Consider the following 17,434-nt stretch of genomic DNA (forward strand, 5'->3'; position numbering starts at 1 on the left):
TGCCGCCGGGCTTTTGGCGTGAGCGCGCGGGTCAAAAACGGCGCTGTCCGCGTCAGAGCAGCGCTCGGCCTTGAGACGGAGACAGCGAAAAGTGAGAAAACAGGAGAAAGAGCGAGAAAAAAGCCGGGCGGGGGCGATTGGAAATTTTGCTTATCCCCCAGGGGCGGGCCGGGAGAAAGAATGTCAAAAAAATAACAATTCAGACTTTGCCTTTGTGGGCCGTATCCTTTAAACTAGATAGCAAGCAGAGAGGCCATGGTCCCTCACACACCGCCCGGCGCCCGTCTTCGAAGCGGGGCCGGCCAGAGAGAAAACGACAAGGAGAGAGAGATGGAAACAAGAGACTTTGGCGGCTGGTTCCGCCGCGGCACCGCGGGGACAGGCGCACCCGGAACAGGGGACGGCGGACGCCCGCAGGATGGGCAGAAAGGCCTGTTCCGGCGGCTGGCCGGACGCGCCGGTCTGGTGCTGCTGGGGGCGGCGCTGGTGATCGCGGCGCTGAATTCCTTTTACATGATCAACGAGCAGGAAAACGCCGTTGTGGTCACCTTTGGGGTGCCCAGCCCGGTCACTTCCAGCGGCCTGCATTTCAAGGTGCCCTTTGTGCAGCAGGTGCGCAAGGTGGATATGACCATCCACGGTTTCCCCATCGGGTATGACGCCGCCACCAAAGAGCCCATCCCCGACGAAAGCCTGATGATCACCTCGGACTACAACTTCGTCAACGTGGATTTCTTTGTGGAGTACCGGGTGACCGACCCGGTAAAGTACCTCTTTTCCAGCCAGGACCCGGAGTTCATTCTCAAGACGCTGGCGCAGAGCTATATCCGGGACACCATCGGCATCTACCCGGTGGACGACGTCATCACCACCGGCAAGAACCAGATCCAGGGCGAGATCAAGGACAAGATCATGTCCCGCCTGGAAAGGGAAGATATCGGTTTGCAGCTGGTGAATATCACGATCCAGGACGCGGAGCCGCCCACGGCGGAGGTGCTCACTGCATTTAAAGAGGTGGAGACCGCAAAGCAGAGCGCGGACACCGCGGTCAACAATGCCAACAAGTACCGCTCAGAGAAGATCCCGGCCGCCGAGGCGCAGGCCGACCAGATCCTGCAGAACGCGCAGGCCCAAAAGGAGGCCCGCATCAATGAAGCCGCCGGCCAGGTGGCCCGCTTCAACTCGATGTATCAGGAGTATGCCCGTTACCCGCTGATCACCAAGCAGCGCATGTATTATGAGACCATGGAGGAAGTTCTGCCCGGGCTGCGGGTCATCATCCAGGACGGCAGCGGCAATACCCTGAACATTTTGGGCGAGGCGGGAGTGCCGCAGGCCCAGCCGGCAGAGGAGGAGAAACAATGAAGCGCTCAAAGAAGATCGGGGTGACCCTGGCGGCGGTGCTGGTGCTGATCGTGATGGCGCTGAGCAGCGCCTGCGTGGTGACCCAGCAGAACGAGTACACGGTGGTGCGGCAGTTTGGCGAGGTGGTGGATATCCGCGGCACGGCGGGCGTCAGCCTGAAGATCCCCCTTATCCAGACCGCCAGCACCCTGCCCAACACGGTATTGCTGTACGATCTGCCCATTTCCGACGTGATCACCCAGGACAAAAAGACCATGGTGGCCGACAGCTTTGTGCTGTGGAAGATCGAGGACCCGAAGCTGTTTATCCAGACCCTGAACGGCAGCATCTCCAACGCGGAGAGCCGCCTTTCCACCATCGTTTACAACAGCATGAAGAACATCATCAGCTCGCGCACCCAGAGCGACGTCATCAGCGGGCGGGACGGCGAACTGGCCGCGGACATCCGCGACGGGGTGGGGGACACCCTGTCCCAGTACGGCATCCAGCTGATCGCGGTGGAGACCAAGCACCTGGACCTGCCGGACGACAATAAAGAGGCGGTGTACCAGCGGATGATCTCGGAGCGGAACAATATCGCCGCCAGCTACACCGCCCAGGGCGAGAGCGACGCGCAGAAGATCCGCAGCGAGACCGACCGCGAGGTACAGGTGATGCTCAGCGAGGCCGAGGCCCAGGCCGAGATGCTGATCGCAGAGGGCGAGGCCGAGTATATGAATATTCTCTCGGACGCCTATTCCGACCCGGCAAAAGCGGACTTTTACAGCTTTGTGCGGGCGCTGGACGCGGCCAAAGCAAGCCTGTCCGGGGGTGGGGACACCCTGTTCCTCTCAAAGGATTCGCCGCTGGCGCAGATCTTTTACAGCGGGCAGTAAGTCGCAGGGAGGGCGCCCGCCGGAAAACCGGGGCGCGCTGCACTGCCGCAGCGGCGGCTTCGGGCGGAGCGGCCCGGCGCTTTGAACGCCTTTGCCGTCTATGCGCGGGCGCGGGCGCGGCAGGCAGCCCGGCCGGCCGAAAGCGGTCTGCAGAAATGCGGCGGGCAGCCGCGCGGCAGAAAACAAACCGCTTTTTTGCCGTCAGCGGCGGACGGGGCATCTTCGGCCCCGCAGGCCCGCACAGACGGTCCCGGCAGGCGCCAGGGACGCATCTTATCACCCATTTTGACAGGCGAACGATAAAAGCCGCCCTTCTTTCAGGAAGGGCGGCTTTTTGACTGGTTCTGGGGCTGTTGGCTCTGCCGGCAAAGGGGAACTGCGCAAAAAATCTTTGATTGGCGCCGGGGCCGTTGGCAGAACTGTTTCAAAAGAGGGACGGCGTCTGTCCGATGTCCGGACGGCGGCTGCGCGTTCGGCGCCAGCGGCGGGCGGGGGGGGCAGAAGCAGCCCCGGCGCAGGCCGGGACGTCTGCAGCCGGCAGCGTTGAGAGGGACGGCGCGGGCCTCCGGCCCGGCCGGTGGCCGGGGCTTTGGCTGCGCAGGCAGCGCGCAGTCCGATGTCCGGGCGGCCGCAGACCGCGCTCCCCCCGGCCGGCAGGGATGCGGCGGCGCCGCAAAGCGGCTCAGGAGGCGGGAGAATGGGGCGGCCGCTGCTGCTCAGCGGGCAGCGCTTTCAAACAGCGCCGCCGCCTTTTGCATCCGCTCTGCCACCTGCACGCCGAAAGGACAGCGGCTCTCGCAGGCCCTGCAGCCGATGCAGGCGGAGGCTTTGGCTTCCAGCTGGCCGTAATGGGCCGGTACGGTGGCCGGCACGTCGTCGTGCAGCACTGCCAGGTCGTAGAGCTTGTTCACCATGGCGATATCGATGCCCGCGGGGCAGGGCGCACAGTGGCCGCAATAGGTACACTGGCCCGCGGCATAGGCGTGCCGGGGCGCTTTTGCCAGCGCTGTGGCGTAGTCTTTTTCCTCCTCGCCCGCCGTCTCATAAGCGACCGCGGCGCGCACATGCTCGGGGGTGTCGAAGCCCGCCATCACGCTGGCCACCGCCGGGCGGGTGAGGGCGTAGTGCAGGCACTGCACCGGCGTCAGGGCTATGCCGAAAGGAGAAGCGGAGGCGTCGAACAGCCGGCCGCCCGCATACCCTTTCATCACCGTGATGCCGACCCCTCTGCGCTCGCAGATGCGGTAAAGCTCCTCGCGCTCAGGGGCGATGCGGTGCAGCCCCTCGTCATATTCTTCGGCAAAATACGCGTTCATGTCCTCGCTGCCCGGCAGCAGGTCGAAAGCCGGGTTGACGCTGAACAGCAGCATCTCGATCTCGCCGCACAGCGCCGCTTTGCGGGCCACATGGGGATTGTGGGTGCTCATGCCGATATGGCGGACGGCGCCGCTCTGTTTGAGCGAGCGCATGTACTCGATGAATTCGCCGTTCATGATCTGGTCGAACTCCGCCTCGGCGTCCACAAAGTGGATCATGCCCAGATCCACATAGTCGGTGCCCAGCCGGGACAACAGGTCCTCAAAGGCGGGTTTTGCCTTTGTCAGATCGCGGGTGCGCACGTACTGGCCGTTCTGCCAGGTGGAACCCACATGCCCCTGGATGATCCAGCGGTCCCGGCGGCCGCGGATGGCCGCCCCGATGTTGGAGCGCACGTTCGGCTCGGCCATCCAGCAGTCGAGGATGTTGATCCCCGCAGCTTCGCAGGCGTCGATCACCTCTTTGACCTCCTGCGCGTTGTGGCGCTCCAGCCACTCTGCCCCAAGGCCGATCTCGCTGACCTGCAGGCCGGTATTTCCCAGTGCCCTGTACCTCATGTTTTCGCCTTTCCTTTCTTTCGCGGACCCTGTATATTGGACGCCGGCCGCGGCCGGCGCGCTTGCTGAAAAGAGCCTTTTGCGGCCGGGTTCAGGGCTGGACCGACACCAGCAGGTCTTTGACCGCCTCGCCGGCCAGCAGCAGCCCCGCTGCGCCCGGCACCCAGCTGACGCTGCCCGGCACGGCCCGGCGGCCCGGGGCGGGCGCTTCGCCCGCCGTTTCGGCCGGCGCGCAGGGGGGGTCCTGCGAATAGACCACCTTTACCCCGGTGACGCCGCGGGCTTTCAGCTCCCGCCGCATCACGCGGGCCAGCGGACAAACGCTGGTCTTTGAGAGGTCTGCGACCTCAAAGCGGGAGGGGTCCAGCTTGTTGCCGCAGCCCATGGCGCTGATCACCGGCACCCCGGCCCCGCGCGCGCGCTGGATGAGCAAGATCTTGGCCGAGACGGTGTCCACTGCGTCGATGATATAGTCGTAACCCTCCAGGGGAAACTGGGCGGCGTTGTCCTCGCCGTAAAAGACGATATGCGGCTCGACCCGGCAGAGCGGGTTGATGTCCCGGATGCGGTCGGCCATGACCTTGGCTTTGGGCAGGCCCAGCGTACTGTGCAGCGCCACGATCTGCCGGTTGATGTTGGAGACGCTCACCGTGTCCGCGTCGAAGAGGGCGATGCGCCCCACCCCCGCGCGGGCAATCGCCTCGGCCGCATGGCCGCCCACCCCGCCGATGCCGAACACCGCCACCGACGCGCGGGCCAGCCGCTCCTGCGCCTGTTCGCCCAGCAGCAGCGCCGAACGCGCGAATTCTTCCCTCATGCCGTTTCCCTCCAAAGCCTTCTGTCAAGATTATAGGCGGCGGCGCGGGCAGCGTCAAGTGCCCTGCGGCACGGCGCAGGGCGGCGGGCCGCGGAGGCAAAAACGGAGCGGGAGAGGGCGTGCACCCCGCCGTCCGGCCGCGCCCGCGGCGGAGGGAAAAAGCGGGGGCGCTTTGGCCCGCGCTGCCGCCTGAAAGACGCATGAGCCGGCGCGGCGCGGACCGATCGGACAGATCTCCTTTTGCGGCGGACCGGCGGGCTGAGGGGCGCGGAGGAGGGAACACTGCGCCGGGGGTGCGCTGGGGAGCCGGATGGTGTATAATAACAAAAAAGGCCGCGGCCGCGCGGCCAAAGACGCCGGGGGACGAAAGACCGGGAAGATCACGCCACACAGGGGGAAATGATGATGGAGAGACCGAGCCTTGCCCTGACCCATGCAGGCCATTTTCACGCCGACGATGTGTTCAGCGCCGCGCTGCTGCTGGAGGTCTGGCCCGGGCTGGAGATCCGCCGGGCCTATGAAGTGCCCGAGGGATTTGAGGGACTGGCTTTCGACGTGGGGGGCGGCGCTTTCGACCACCACGGGCCGGAGCGCAAACTGCGGGAGAACGGCATGCCCTACGCCGCTTTCGGCCTGCTGTGGAAAGAGCTGGGGGAACAGCTGGTGGGGGCCGAACAGGCGAAATGGCTGGACGAACATTTCATCCAGCCGCTGGACAGGGACGACAACACCGGCTGCGGCGACTCGCTGGCAGACGCCATCGGCGGCTTTAACCCGGTTTGGGACAGCGACGCGGATGCGGATGCCTGTTTCTGGCGCGCCGAGGCCTTTGCCGCCCAGGTGCTGAAAAACCGGCTGGAGGGCGCCCGGGCCGTCAACCGGGCAAAAGCGCTGGTGGAAAAAGCCCTTGCCCGGATGAAAGACCAGGTGGTGGTGCTGCCCCGCTTTGCCCCCTGGAAGAATACCCTCAAGAGCTCGGATGCGGAGCTGGTGGTCTACCCCTCGCAGCGGGGAGGCTTCAGCGCCCAGGGGGTGCCGATCCCGGACGATCCCAAGCACCGGCTGAAATGCCGTTTTCCCGAGAGCTGGGCGGGGCTGCGCGCCCCGCAGCTGGAACGGGTATCCGGCATCCGCGGGCTGCGCTTTTGCCACGCCAGCGGGTTTCTTGTGAGCGCCAATACGCTGGAATCGGCCCTGGCGGCCTGCCGCGCCGCCCGTGCCGAGGCGCAGGAAAAGCAGCGCGCTGGGGAGACCGGGGCCTGAGCGGGCCCGCGCAGAGCCGTTTTGCCGGGGAGAGGGCCTTTTACAGAAGTCCGGGCCAGCCGGGCCGGGCCGCCCGCCCAGTCGGCTTTGGCGGAGAGCACCCTCCTTTGCAGGGAACCGGGCCTGCCGGAGGCGGGACCGTCTTTTGCCCTTGCCCATCTTTTGGTTTTTGCCGGGCCGCTTTTTGAAGCCGTGCCGGCAGCCCGCCCGCGGGGGCGCGGCAGGCCCGGGCCGGGACAGCGGCGGCAGGGACGCGAAAAAATTTTTTTCCGCGCGCAAAAAGCTGGTGGATAACCCGGATGCCGGGGCATAATGAAAGCAGAAGACGGCAGGGCGCTGCCCCAAAAAGAAACGGAGGGCTATAAGATGCCGGATGCGGTAAAGATGCACAACATTGACGTGGCCGAATTCACCGAGATCATCAACAGCTGTCAGGGGGACGTATATATGGTGACCCCGGACGGGGACCGCTTGAACCTGAAGAGCAAATTGTGCCAGCTCATCGGTTTCACCCGCCTGATCGAGGGCGGCACCCTGGCCGAGGCAGAGCTGGTCTGCGAGGACCCGGCGGATGAGAGCAAGCTGTTCCGCTTCAACCTCTACGGCAAGGACAAAAAAGAGAAGTGACCCCCGGCCCGCGCGGCGGGCAAAGCGCAGATCAAAGGGCGGCCGCCCGGCGGCGGCCCTTTTTTGTATGCGATCTGCCGCGCGATGGAGCGGCGGGGGGGTCTGGGCCGGGCGGGGCGTGGGGGGAGAGAAAACGGTTTGACTGCGGCGTTTTTTATTGCTCTGCGATCAAAAGAAATCTATCCTGATGGCTCTGCCCTCGCCACCTGCGCGGCGGCCGGGCGGATGGATGGAAACCCGTGCCCGAGGAGGGGAGGCGGGCCTTGCTGTATTCCTGAACGAAATATTGAGGCGCGGCCGCGATGCGGCCGTTTTTTTGTTTGCACGCCCGGCGGGGTGCAGGGACGCGCTCCGGGAGCGGGGGGGAGGGAGCGCACAGCCATTGTGAGGGCGGGTCCCAAAATAAAAACACCGGAATAGTTGCACACACAACTAATTTGCGCTAGAATGGAGGGGAAAAGTACGGAGCACCCACCCGGCGCGCGGGACGCGCGGGGCGGGGAAAAGAAAGGAAGAAACGAATGGACGCAGCGGAACGTCAGGACGCAAAGTACAAACAGATGATCGAGACCCCCATCCCCAAGCTGGTCTGCACGCTGGCCGTGCCCACCATCATCAGTATGCTGGTCACCTCCATCTACAACATGGCCGACACCTTTTTTGTCGGCAAGATCGGCACCTCGGCCACCGGCGCGGTGGGCGTGGTCTTTTCGCTGATGGCGATCTTTCAGGCCGTGGGCTTTACCATCGGCATCGGCAGCGGCAACCTGGTGTCGCGGCTGCTGGGCAGCCGCAGGCGGGACGAGGCGGAGCATGTCGCCTGCACCGGCTTTTACACCGCCTTTGCGGCGGGCGTGGTGCTGATGGTGCTGGGCCTGATCTTTATCGATCCGCTGATGCGGGTGCTGGGCGCCACCGAGACCATCCTGCCCTATGCCCGCGCCTATGCGCGCTATATCCTGCTTGGCGCGCCGTTCATCACCAGTTCGTTCGTGCTGAACAACCTGCTGCGCTTTCAGGGCAGCGCCATGTACGCCATGGTGGGCATTACTGCCGGCGGCGTGCTGAATATCGCGCTGGACCCGATTTTCATCTTCGGGTTCGGGCTGGAGACCGCGGGCGCGGCGATCGCTACCGTGCTCAGCCAGATCGTCAGCTTTTCCATTCTGCTGTTTCAGTGCTGGCGCGGGGGAAATATCCGCATGGACCCCAGGAAAGTGCGGCTCAAATGGGAGATCTATCACGAGGTGCTGCGCGGCGGCCTGCCCTCTTTTTACCGGCAGGTGCTGGCCAGCATCGCCACCATCTGCCTTAACCTGGCGGCGGGGCCGTTCGGCGACGCGGCCATTGCGGCCATGTCCATCGTCTCCCGCGTGATGATGTTTGCCCAGTCGGCCCTGATCGGCTTTGGACAGGGGTTTCAGCCGGTGTGCGGCTTCAACTATGGGGCGGGCCGGTACGACCGGGTGCGCAAGGCGTTCTGGTTCTGTGTCAAGGTGGCCAGCGTGGGCCTGCTGCTGATCGCGGTAGCGGGCGAGTGCTTTGCGCCGCAGGTCATCGGCCTGTTCCGCAAGGGGGATCTTGCGGTCACTGAGATCGGCACGCTGGCCCTGCGGCTGCAGTGCATCTTCTTCCCGCTGATGGGCTGGACCATCTGTCTGAACATGCTGCAGCAGAATATCGGCAAAAGCAAGGCGGCCTCGATCTTGTCCTCGGCCCGGCAGGGGCTGTTCTTTTTGCCGCTGATCCTGACGCTGCCCCGCTTTTTCGGGGTGCTGGGCGTACAGCTCAGCCAGCCGTTCAGCGACCTGTGTACCTTTGTGCTGTCGGTGCCCATGGGGATCGCGCTGCTGCGGGAGCTGCGGGAAAAAGACCTGCTGAGCCGTGCGCAGCAGAGAAAGGACGAGGGATGACCGAGCAGTTTTACGCAAACCGGTACGCCTCCATCCTCTACCGCTACAGCCAGCGGTTTCTGGCCCGGGCTTTGCGGGAGGAGGCCCTGCCGCTGGAGCCGGCCCAGCTGCCGGTGTTTTTGCGCGCGGCGCACCGGCCGGACATCGCGCAGGAGGACATCGCCGCGGTCACCGGGCTGGACAAGGGCACGGTGGCCCGCACCGCAGCGGCGCTGGAAGCCCAGGGCCTGCTGCAGCGGCGGCCGGACCCCGCCGACCGCCGCGTCAACCGCGTCTCGCTGGCCCCCGAGGGGCAGGCGCTGCTGCCGCGGGTGGAAGCGGTGATCGGCCGCCTGCACGATGTGATCTACAAGGGCCTGACGCGCGAAGAGCAGGACGCGGCCTGCCGCCTGCTGGTGCAGATGTGCGATAACCTGAGAGGCTCGCTGGCCGGGCCGAGATAGCGCGGCCGGGGGTCTCGGCGCGCCTTTGGCCCAGCCCTGCGGCAAAAGATGCTGTGCGGGGCTGAGGGCCGGGCGGGAGAGGATGCTTTCAAAGTTTGCCTTTGGCAAACTTGCGGCATCGGCCGCTGGGCCAGAGGTCATTTGCGGTATTTACAGCTCAGCGGGAGAGAACGCTTTCAAAGTTTGCCTTTGGCGAACTTGCGGCATCGGCCGCTGAGCCAAAGGTCATTTGCGGTATTTACAGCCCAGCGGGAGAGGATGCTTTCAAAGTTTGCCTTTGGCAAACTTGCGGCATCGGCCGCTGGGCCAAGGGTTATTTGCGGTATTTACAGCCCAGCGGGAGAGGATGCTTTCAAAGTTTGCCTTTGGCGAACTTGCGGCATCGGCCGCTGAGCCAGAGGTTATTTGCAGTATTTACAGCCGATGCGGATTTAACTGTTAAATTTTAAACGAAAGAGCCCGAAATGGCGGCCGGAGTCTTGAAGTTTGTCCCGGCGGCCTTTATAATAAAGGTGTTCCGATGCAAGCGGGAAAAAGGGGCGGCCCGCCGCCCCGGAAAAAGATGAAGGAGTGCTACTATGACCTATTCGCAAGAAGTAGAACGCATGTGCACCGTGGCCAAAGGTGTGCATCATGGTCCGGCCCCGATCCCCGAGGAGGGCGAGTGGGTAAAAGCGTATGAGATCAAAGACATTTCCGGCCTGACCCACGGTGTGGGCTGGTGCGCGCCCCAGCAGGGCACCTGCAAGCTGACCCTGAACGTCAAGGACGGCATCATCCAGGAGGCTCTGGTGGAGACGCTGGGCTGCTCCGGCATGACCCATTCGGCCGCCATGGCGGGTGAGATCCTGCCCGGCAAGACCCTGCTGGAAGCGCTGAACACCGACCTGGTCTGCGACGCCATCAACGTGGCCATGCGCGAGCTGTTCCTGCAGATCGTCTATGGCCGCAGCCAGACCGCGTTCTCCGAGGGTGGCCTGCCCATCGGCGCGGGGCTGGAGGACCTGGGCAAGGGCCTGCGCAGCCAGGTGGGGACCATCTTCTCCACCGGCGCCAAGGGCGTGCGCTATCTGGAGATGGCTGAGGGCTACATTCTCTCGGTCGCGCTGGACGAGGAGGATCACACCATCGGCTACAAGTTCGTGCGGGTGGGCAAAATGCTGGAGGATATCCGCCACGGCGTGGACGCCAAGGAAGCCTACGAGAAAAACGTGGGGACCTACGGCCGCTATGACGGCGCCGCCAAATACATCGATCCGCGAGAGGAATAAGAAAGGGGGTACTCAAAGATGGTCAATTTCGAAGGTAAAGAGAGAAGAATGGAAAAGATCAATGCCTGCCTGAAAGAGTACGGCATTGCTGATCTGGAGGCCGCGCGCGACCTGTGCCTGTCCAAGGGCGTGGACTGTGAGAAGATCGTCAAGGGCGTGCAGCCCATCGCTTTTGACAACGCTGTCTGGGCGTACACCCTGGGCTGCGCTGTTGCGCTGAAAAAAGGCGTGGCCAGCGCCGCTGACGCCGCCGAGGCCATCGGCATCGGCCTGCAGGCGTTCTGCGTGCCCGGCTCGGTGGCCGAGCAGCGCCAGGTCGGCCTGGGCCACGGCAATCTGGGCGCCATGCTGCTGCGCGACGAGACCAAATGCTTCGCTTTCCTGGCCGGGCACGAGAGCTTTGCTGCGGCCGAGGGCGCCATTGGTATTGCCCGCACCGCCAACAAGGCCCGCAAGGAGCCGCTGCGGGTCATCCTGAACGGCCTGGGCAAGGACGCCGCCCAGATCATCAGCCGCATCAACGGCTTCACCTATGTCAAGACCGAGTACGACTTCAAGACCGGCGAGCTGAAAGTGGTCGAAGAGGTGAAGTACTCTGACGGCGACCGCGCGGCGGTCAAGTGCTACGGCGCCAACGACGTGCTTGAGGGCGTGGCAATCATGAAAGCGGAGCAGGTGGACATCTCGATCACCGGCAACTCCACCAACCCGACCCGGTTCCAGCATCTGGTGGCGGGCACCTACAAGAAGTGGGCGGGCGAGAACGGCGTGAAGTACTTCTCGGTCGCTTCGGGCGGCGGCACCGGCCGCACCCTGCACCCGGACAACGTGGCCGCCGGCCCGGCCAGCTACGGCCTGACCGACTCGATGGGCCGCATGCACGGCGACGCGCAGTTCGCCGGCTCGTCCTCTGTACCCGCACACGTGGAGATGATGGGCTTGATGGGCATGGGCAACAACCCCATGGTAGGCGCCACCGTGGCCTGTGCCGTGGCTGTGTCCGAGGCAAAATAAAAGCGCAGAGACCAATGAAAAACCACTCCCCCGGGAGTGGTTTTTTTGTTGCTTTTCTGAAAGACGCCCCAGCCGCGCCGGCGGCCCCTGCGCCCTACAGGCGGGCAGCAAAAAACGGAGGTAACCCCGCGCGCCCACCGCCGTGTCTCTGTCGAAAAGTCATGACCTCCGCTGCAAAAAATATACAGCGCTGGTACTTTAATCGACGTGCAGCGGCGTTTCCAAAAGCGGCAGTATCTCAAAATCAAGAGCGGCAAGGGGAGGATTTGGCGGCAAGGCGGGAGAAAAAACTCTTGCCACAAAAATTGGGCCCCGCACTCAAAAGGCGCGCTGCGCTGCCGGAGCGGCACAGGGAAAATTTTCTGATCTGATTTTTTGGAGGGGGAAATAGTTCCAGATCGAATGCGGAGCCGCCGGGGTCTCCGCCGACACTGGTCGCCGCGTTAAAATACATTTGTGCGATCGGAGGGGTTACAAAGGACAAATTTTCAAGAAAGTAAAGAGAAAATTTTCCAAAATATAACTCTTTGGGTTATTTAAGACTCCTTATTCCTGTTTGGATTTTTTGCTTTCTTGTATACTCATTTCATGAGATGTTTTTAGAGTTTTGAGCTGTTTTTTAGCAGCCATGTGGTCTTTCCCTGGGCCGCGGCGGGTAGAAATAAGTCGTTTTCTTCGGTCATCCGCCTGGCTGCCGCGCAGGCGGCGAGGGCGGACCATGGAGATAAATTTGTTTTTTACGCGCATCCGGCCGCTTTTGGGGACGGGCGCAATTCTTTGGACCGGCCCTGGGCAAGGGGCGCCCGGACGGCCGTTTTTTATGGCTTTGCACAGTAGAGCTATAACGAATTTGTTTTAAGGTGAGGGGCTTGGACAATAAAAAGGTGGGCGGGCGCATCCGGCATGCGCGCAGGGCTGCGGGGCTGACACAAGAACAGTTGGCGGAGAAGACGGGGGTGACCCAGACCACCATCTCCGCCATTGAGCGCGGGGTCCGCACACCGAGCCTTGCTCTTTTTGTGGATATCGTAAACGCGGTGGGGGCGACGGCGAACGAGCCTCTCAGCGACGTGGTCACCACGAAAACATTTTCAAACGCAGAAATCGCAAAGCTGAGCGAGATGCTGAAAGACCGGTCGTCGGAGGAGTCCCAAAAAATCTTCGCGGTCATAAAGGCGCTGCTGGAGCCGTGAGGCCTGGAGGAAAGGGCGTAAACTGCCGTTTTGGGTAAGGCGATTCTGCCGGGGAGGCGCTTATTTAAAATGGAAATCAGTGTGTTGCGGACCATGGACAGCGCGGGGCGCATCGTTGTGCCCAAAAAGCTGCGCGTCCAGAACGGCCTTGAGGCGGGCGCCCCGGTGCTGATCTACCAGCTGGGCCCGGGGCAGCTGGGCCTGTGCCGGGCAGGGCGGGAGTGCGTGCTCTGCGGCTCGCCGGAGATCCTGGACGAAGAGCTGCCGGTCTGCACCGGCTGCGCCAAAAAGGTGGCGGCCCGGCTTGGGGCGCGCCCATGACCGGCGGGAAGATCGGCATTGAGATCGACGAGGCGGTTTGGGGCGCGCTGCAGGGATATACAATGCCCATGGAGTCGGTCTATTATCTGTCCTGCGCCTCTGACGAGGGGTACGCCGTCCCGGCATCCTACCGCAGCGACCCATGGCGGCTGCTCTCCGAGCGGGCGCTTGCCTGCGGGCGCAGGCACGGGGACGTCCTCTATTTTTCCTGCGAGACCCATGACAGTATGCCGGTGGAGTACGAGCTTTGCCTGTGGAGAACGCAGCGCGCCTGGGACCCCCGCATGGAGGCCGCGCTGGAGGCGCAGCTGGAAAGCTGCTGCCTTTACGGCATGGTGGAGTGCCCGGCCTATTTCGGCCCTTATCCCGCGCCGCAGTGGACGCCGCAGGGCGGGGCGGACCGGACCGGGCGCTGTCACTGGAAAACGGCATCTTTTGGGTGGAGCACGGCGGCCAGCGCTATCTGGCCGTCTGCGAGCCCATCTATGACGCCGAATTGTCCGACGCGGCAAAAGCGGAGGGGCGGGTGGTGCGGGATTTTATCTTTTTTGACCCCGCGGCCTGTGCGATCCCCCTTTTTGAAAGCGCCTGGAACTACCCGGGGATGGCAGCCCTGGTCAAAAGCGAGGACGCCCTGCTCCGGGCGCTGTGGAAGCGCTTTCCCGGCTATCTGCGCGCGCGGGGAGCCGCGCCCGCCTGTGTGCCGGCGGCCCCTGGCCCGGGCGAAACTGATTTTTTGCGCGAGCCGGTTTTTCCCGGCCCCTGACGGCCCGGCTGCGGGGGAAAAGCCGGGCCTGTCCGCGCAGGACAAGCAAAAGCTGCAGGGGGCGGCTGCAGAAGCCGCTCTCAGCCGGCGTTTCCCCGCAAAAACAGAATAAAACGCCAGGGCGGACAGGTGGACTGTCCGCCCTTTTCGCTTTTTCAGGGGAAGCGCAGCGTTTATTGTCTTCACACCCGGAATGAGGCGGACACCGCCGAAGAAGGCAAAGCGCCGGGCCGGGACCCGGAGGATGGGCCGAAGCGCGGGCCGCGGCCCGGCGGGACTTCTTTTGTGAAAATGGTCAAAAAGCAGGAGAGATACTGATGCAAAAAAGAATTTTTTTGACTTTAACTGTTTTTTCTGGTCGAAAATGGTAAAATGGGTCATGAGCATTACTAAAAAGAGGGAGGCAAAGATATGGCGATCGGCGAAACAGAACGCAGTCTGATGCGGGGGGCGCTCAAAGAGGGGATCGGGGCGCTGGCAAAGCTGGTGCCCGGGCCACCGATCGTGACGAACAGCGCCGTCCAGGGCAAGCTGCTGGAGGTGCTTTGCGGGGCCTTGGGGCTGAGCGAAAAAACGGTCAGCCAGACGGAAAAGTTTCAAAAAATGCTGGACGAGACGGAAGCGCGCCTTCAAGCTGAGCTGAAGCTTGAGGTGATCAAGCTGGACAGCATTATGGAAAAGCTGTCTGCAATGGAAGCACAGAAGCAGGTGGACAGCGTTGAAAATATGCTGAGCCCCAGTTTTGTCAACAGCCTTTACCTGGGCATCTGCGAGTTGAAGGAAAAACAAAAAGCCCCGGACTATGATGAGGAAAAAGAGATCAGGGGCATGGTGATCTCGATGGAGAAAAAGGCGAACGGCGTCGCCTTTACCGATCAGGTGGACCGTTTGAGCAACTTGCTCTGCAAGGCTACTTCCGGCCCGCGCAGCGACCTGTTCAACAGCTATCAGGAGAGGGTCAAGCAAATAGGAAATTACGATTGGGTGCGCGAGACTTACGAAGAGCAGCGGGACTTTGAAAACTTTTGGTTTTCCATCTATTATAAGGCCTCGATGGTCGCCCATATTTACCTGGAACTGAAGGCTGCATATGCAGAGGACCGTTCCGGCTATTCGTTCACCAAAGGAGTGATCAGGGGGCAGCGGGAAAACCTGCACAAGGCGGACCAACGGGTGGAGAAGATGATGCAAAGCTGCGCCGCCGCCTATCTGGGCGACGACGTCAACCAGCTGTGCGGCTATGTGTCGTATGCGGGCGAAAAGCTTGCGATCGCAGAGCAGATCTTTTTGACCGGCACCCGGACAACTGCCGCCAATACGATACGGCAGGAGCAGGTGGCCATTTCCGGCCCGCCGATGCGCGGCCGTCCCAGCGCAGTGAGAATGCTGCCCTGCCAGGACTACGTCGCAGAGGACATTGTTTCTGACTTGAGCGAAGCGGAACTGCAGCAGATCGCCAAGGTCCAGGGAAAACGGGGGGAAAACCTCTCCCTGCGGGACTTTTTCGCCAGAGGCGGCATCCGGCTGAGCGAGCGCTATCTGGTGCTGAACACCCCGGCGGGCGGGCAGCAGAAAATGCCCAGCCGCACCTCGTCCCAGCGCGGGGTCAACGGGGTGAACCGGCCGGTGAACCTGTGCTGGTTCAAAATGGTGGACGTCACCAAGGCACCGGCAAACGGCAGCTATGCGGTGGAAGAAAAGCTGGTCGGCTTTTCTTCTTACTGCCCGGCCACCAAGCATTTGACGGGAGAAAAGATTTTTCAGGAGAACGTCACGGTCCTGCGCAAAAAGAGCTGAACCCTGACGCTGCGGGTCAAGGCGGCGGGGAGCGCCGCACTGTTTTTGGAGAGGAAAGAGCCGCCTGCGGGCGGCTCTTTTTTTTGCCGCCGTCCCGGATCTTCCTGCCCGGCTTTGCCGCCGCCCTCGGCCTTGCAGCGGGCGCAATGCTGTTGACCGGCCCGGGCCCCGGCGCTGACCGGCCGGATATTTTTGTCACTTTGCCCTGCGCAAAGCGGGCGAAAAGAAGGCGCTTTCCCAGTGGCTGGAGCAGCCGGGAAAGCGCCTCGTTTTTGCATCGTACAGTTTGGTGCGGTTTGCGTCCGCGTCCGGCGGCCCCTTTTGGTGGGACGCCGGGAGGTCGGCAGGGACGGGCCGCTGCGGGCCGTATCAGGACCGCGCAAAGATCGCGCGGGAGCGGGGCGCGCCGCGGGGAGACCGCCGCGTCGCTGTCTCGCTGTTTTCCCCCGCCGGGCGGGGTTCAGGCGCCGGGGGGCGGTGCGGCCGGGCCGTCCTGAGCGGCGGGGGCGGCTGCTGCCGAGGCGGCGGCGCGGTCCTCGCGGCGCAGCTGCATGAAGATGGTCAGGCCGATGGGCAGCGCGAACATGCCCCAGAAGCCGAACAGCTGCGCGCCGGCAAACATGCAGAGCAGAGTGGCCAGCGGGTAAAGGCCGATCTGCCTGCCCACCACCCGGGGCTCGAGCGCTTGGCGCACTACCGTGATGATGCCGTAGATGGCCAGCAGCCCGATGCCCTGGCCCACACTTCCCGAGAAGAGCTGATAGAGCGCCCAGGGGATGAGGATGGTGCCGGTGCCCAGCACCGGCAGGATATCCACCACGGCAGTGCCCAGAGCGATGAGGATGGCGTTTTTGATGCCCAGCAGCGAGAGGCCGATCGACAGTTCGACAAAGGTGAGCCCCAGCAGGATGGCGTAGGCGCGGGCGAATTTCAGCAGCGTATCCACGCCGTTCTGTTTGATGCGGAACAGCATGGTCTTGCCCCTGGGCGGAAGCAGGTTTGCCAGGAAACTGGCCACCTTGTAGTAGTCCACCACAAAAAAGAAGCTGGCCACGATCATGAGCAGGAATTTGACAAAAAAGGAGGGGATATGGCTGGCTGCGCCGGTGGTGACGGCGATAGCGGCGCTGGAAATGGCGCTCACGGCGCTGCCCAGCGCATCGGTGAGGCTTTGGCTCATGGTTTCCAGCGCGGCGATCAGCTGCGGGTCCAGACGGGCGAACAGGCCGCCCAGCCACTCTTCGATCTGGAAGATGGCGGGCTCGATAGTGGAGGAATAGAACTGGGGCAGCGCTTTCAGCGCATCGATGCCAGCGAGTACCAGCCGGGTGCCCAGCAGGGTCGTCAGGGTGACCAGCACCGCATAAAACAGGATCAGCATGACCACCGCCACCGGGCTGCGGCGCAGGTGCAGCCGTTCCGCCACCCGGTTGACCGGCGTCTTGAGCAGAAAAGCGATGAGAAAGGCCAGCACGAAAGGCATGAAAAAGGGCACCACGAACTTTAGGGTGCAGTAGGCGATGGCCACGATCAGGGTGTAATAAAAGAATTTGATGAGAAAGGCGCGCATGCGCTCTACTTCCAACAGAGGCACCTCCCAGAACTGTGTTGACATGAGACGATCGGCCACGGCCGCCGGATGCTCCCGGCGGCTTCCCCAAAAGCCGGCCGTCCGGCCGGTCCGGGGGGCTGCCGCCCCCCCAAAAAAGAGACTTGAGGCGGGCGCGCGGCGGCGGAGCTGAGGCGCGGACCGGGTCTTCCCTTTATTTTACATATTTTATACCGCTTTTAAAAGGAAAAACAGGCCTGTACACAATAAATTTACTTTTGAGCGCCGCTGTGCCGCAGCAGGCGGTTTTACAGCGGGTTTACCTCCCCTTTACCGCCGGCCGGTG

At 63.0% G+C, this 17,434-nt stretch carries 15 protein-coding genes; 12 read left to right on the plus strand and 3 right to left on the minus strand.

Going from position 1 to position 17,434, the window contains the following annotated elements:
• Positions 1–330 precede the first annotated feature (330 nt).
• Both hflK and hflC read left to right on the plus strand, forming a co-directional pair.
• The gene (gene hflK, locus H8S23_RS10380; RefSeq protein WP_186888270.1) at positions 331–1,365 is read left to right on the plus strand and encodes an FtsH protease activity modulator HflK; all 1,035 of its coding nucleotides are present in this window, start codon (positions 331–333) and stop codon (positions 1,363–1,365) included.
• Positions 1,362–2,240 (plus strand): protease modulator HflC, encoded by an 879-nt coding sequence (hflC, locus tag H8S23_RS10385; protein ID WP_186888271.1) that lies wholly within the window; start codon positions 1,362–1,364, stop codon positions 2,238–2,240. The genes hflK and hflC overlap by 4 nt, the downstream gene beginning before the upstream one ends.
• A 716-nt stretch (positions 2,241–2,956) precedes the next feature.
• Here the strand turns inward: hflC and H8S23_RS10390 are convergent.
• Both H8S23_RS10390 and H8S23_RS10395 read right to left on the minus strand, forming a co-directional pair.
• Positions 2,957–4,114 (minus strand): aldo/keto reductase, encoded by a 1,158-nt coding sequence (locus H8S23_RS10390; RefSeq protein ID WP_186888272.1) that lies wholly within the window; start codon positions 4,112–4,114, stop codon positions 2,957–2,959.
• 91 nt (positions 4,115–4,205) lie between these two features.
• A complete protein-coding gene (locus tag H8S23_RS10395; protein WP_186888273.1) occupies positions 4,206–4,931 on the minus strand; it encodes a tRNA threonylcarbamoyladenosine dehydratase in 726 nt (241 codons plus the stop codon).
• A gap of 402 nt (positions 4,932–5,333) precedes the next feature.
• On the opposite strand from H8S23_RS10395, the gene H8S23_RS10400 reads away from it, so the two are divergent.
• The 10 genes from H8S23_RS10400 (at position 5,334) to H8S23_RS10445 (ending at position 15,539) form a co-directional block, all read left to right on the plus strand.
• Positions 5,334–6,194 carry an MYG1 family protein gene (locus tag H8S23_RS10400; protein ID WP_341479916.1) on the plus strand — a complete coding sequence of 287 codons (861 nt, stop codon included), beginning with the start codon at positions 5,334–5,336 and terminating at the stop codon, positions 6,192–6,194.
• 312 nt (positions 6,195–6,506) lie between these two features.
• Positions 6,507–6,821 carry a hypothetical protein gene (locus H8S23_RS10405; RefSeq protein WP_243165976.1) on the plus strand — a complete coding sequence of 105 codons (315 nt, stop codon included), beginning with the start codon at positions 6,507–6,509 and terminating at the stop codon, positions 6,819–6,821.
• 521 nt (positions 6,822–7,342) lie between these two features.
• Positions 7,343–8,734: an MATE family efflux transporter gene (locus tag H8S23_RS10410; protein ID WP_186888274.1), complete on the plus strand. Its 1,392-nt coding sequence runs from the start codon at positions 7,343–7,345 to the stop codon at positions 8,732–8,734.
• On the plus strand, positions 8,731–9,177 hold the full coding sequence (locus H8S23_RS10415; RefSeq protein WP_186888275.1) for a MarR family winged helix-turn-helix transcriptional regulator: 447 nt from the start codon (positions 8,731–8,733) through the stop codon (positions 9,175–9,177). Before H8S23_RS10410 ends, H8S23_RS10415 begins: the two co-directional genes overlap by 4 nt.
• A gap of 578 nt (positions 9,178–9,755) precedes the next feature.
• A complete protein-coding gene (locus tag H8S23_RS10420) occupies positions 9,756–10,448 on the plus strand; it encodes an iron-sulfur cluster assembly scaffold protein (RefSeq protein WP_186888276.1) in 693 nt (230 codons plus the stop codon).
• A gap of 18 nt (positions 10,449–10,466) precedes the next feature.
• Positions 10,467–11,462 carry a GGGtGRT protein gene (locus H8S23_RS10425; RefSeq protein WP_186888277.1) on the plus strand — a complete coding sequence of 332 codons (996 nt, stop codon included), beginning with the start codon at positions 10,467–10,469 and terminating at the stop codon, positions 11,460–11,462.
• A gap of 869 nt (positions 11,463–12,331) precedes the next feature.
• Positions 12,332–12,655, plus strand: a complete 324-nt coding sequence (locus H8S23_RS10430; RefSeq protein ID WP_186888278.1) for a helix-turn-helix domain-containing protein — start codon at positions 12,332–12,334, stop codon at positions 12,653–12,655.
• 69 nt (positions 12,656–12,724) lie between these two features.
• Positions 12,725–12,976 carry an AbrB/MazE/SpoVT family DNA-binding domain-containing protein gene (locus H8S23_RS10435; RefSeq protein WP_186888279.1) on the plus strand — a complete coding sequence of 84 codons (252 nt, stop codon included), beginning with the start codon at positions 12,725–12,727 and terminating at the stop codon, positions 12,974–12,976.
• Between the two features lie 340 nt (positions 12,977–13,316).
• Positions 13,317–13,742, plus strand: coding sequence for a hypothetical protein (locus H8S23_RS10440; RefSeq protein WP_186888280.1), 426 nt, complete (start codon positions 13,317–13,319; stop codon positions 13,740–13,742).
• Between the two features lie 411 nt (positions 13,743–14,153).
• A complete protein-coding gene (locus H8S23_RS10445) occupies positions 14,154–15,539 on the plus strand; it encodes a hypothetical protein (protein WP_186888281.1) in 1,386 nt (461 codons plus the stop codon).
• Between the two features lie 460 nt (positions 15,540–15,999).
• Here the strand turns inward: H8S23_RS10445 and ytvI are convergent, their stop codons facing one another.
• Positions 16,000–17,124, minus strand: a complete 1,125-nt coding sequence (gene ytvI / locus H8S23_RS10450) for a sporulation integral membrane protein YtvI (protein ID WP_186888282.1) — start codon at positions 17,122–17,124, stop codon at positions 16,000–16,002.
• Positions 17,125–17,434 lie beyond the last annotated feature (310 nt).

The sequence above is a fragment of the Anaerofilum hominis genome, assembly GCF_014287275.1.
GTDB classification, from domain to species: Bacteria; Bacillota; Clostridia; order Oscillospirales; family Ruminococcaceae; genus Pygmaiobacter; species Pygmaiobacter hominis.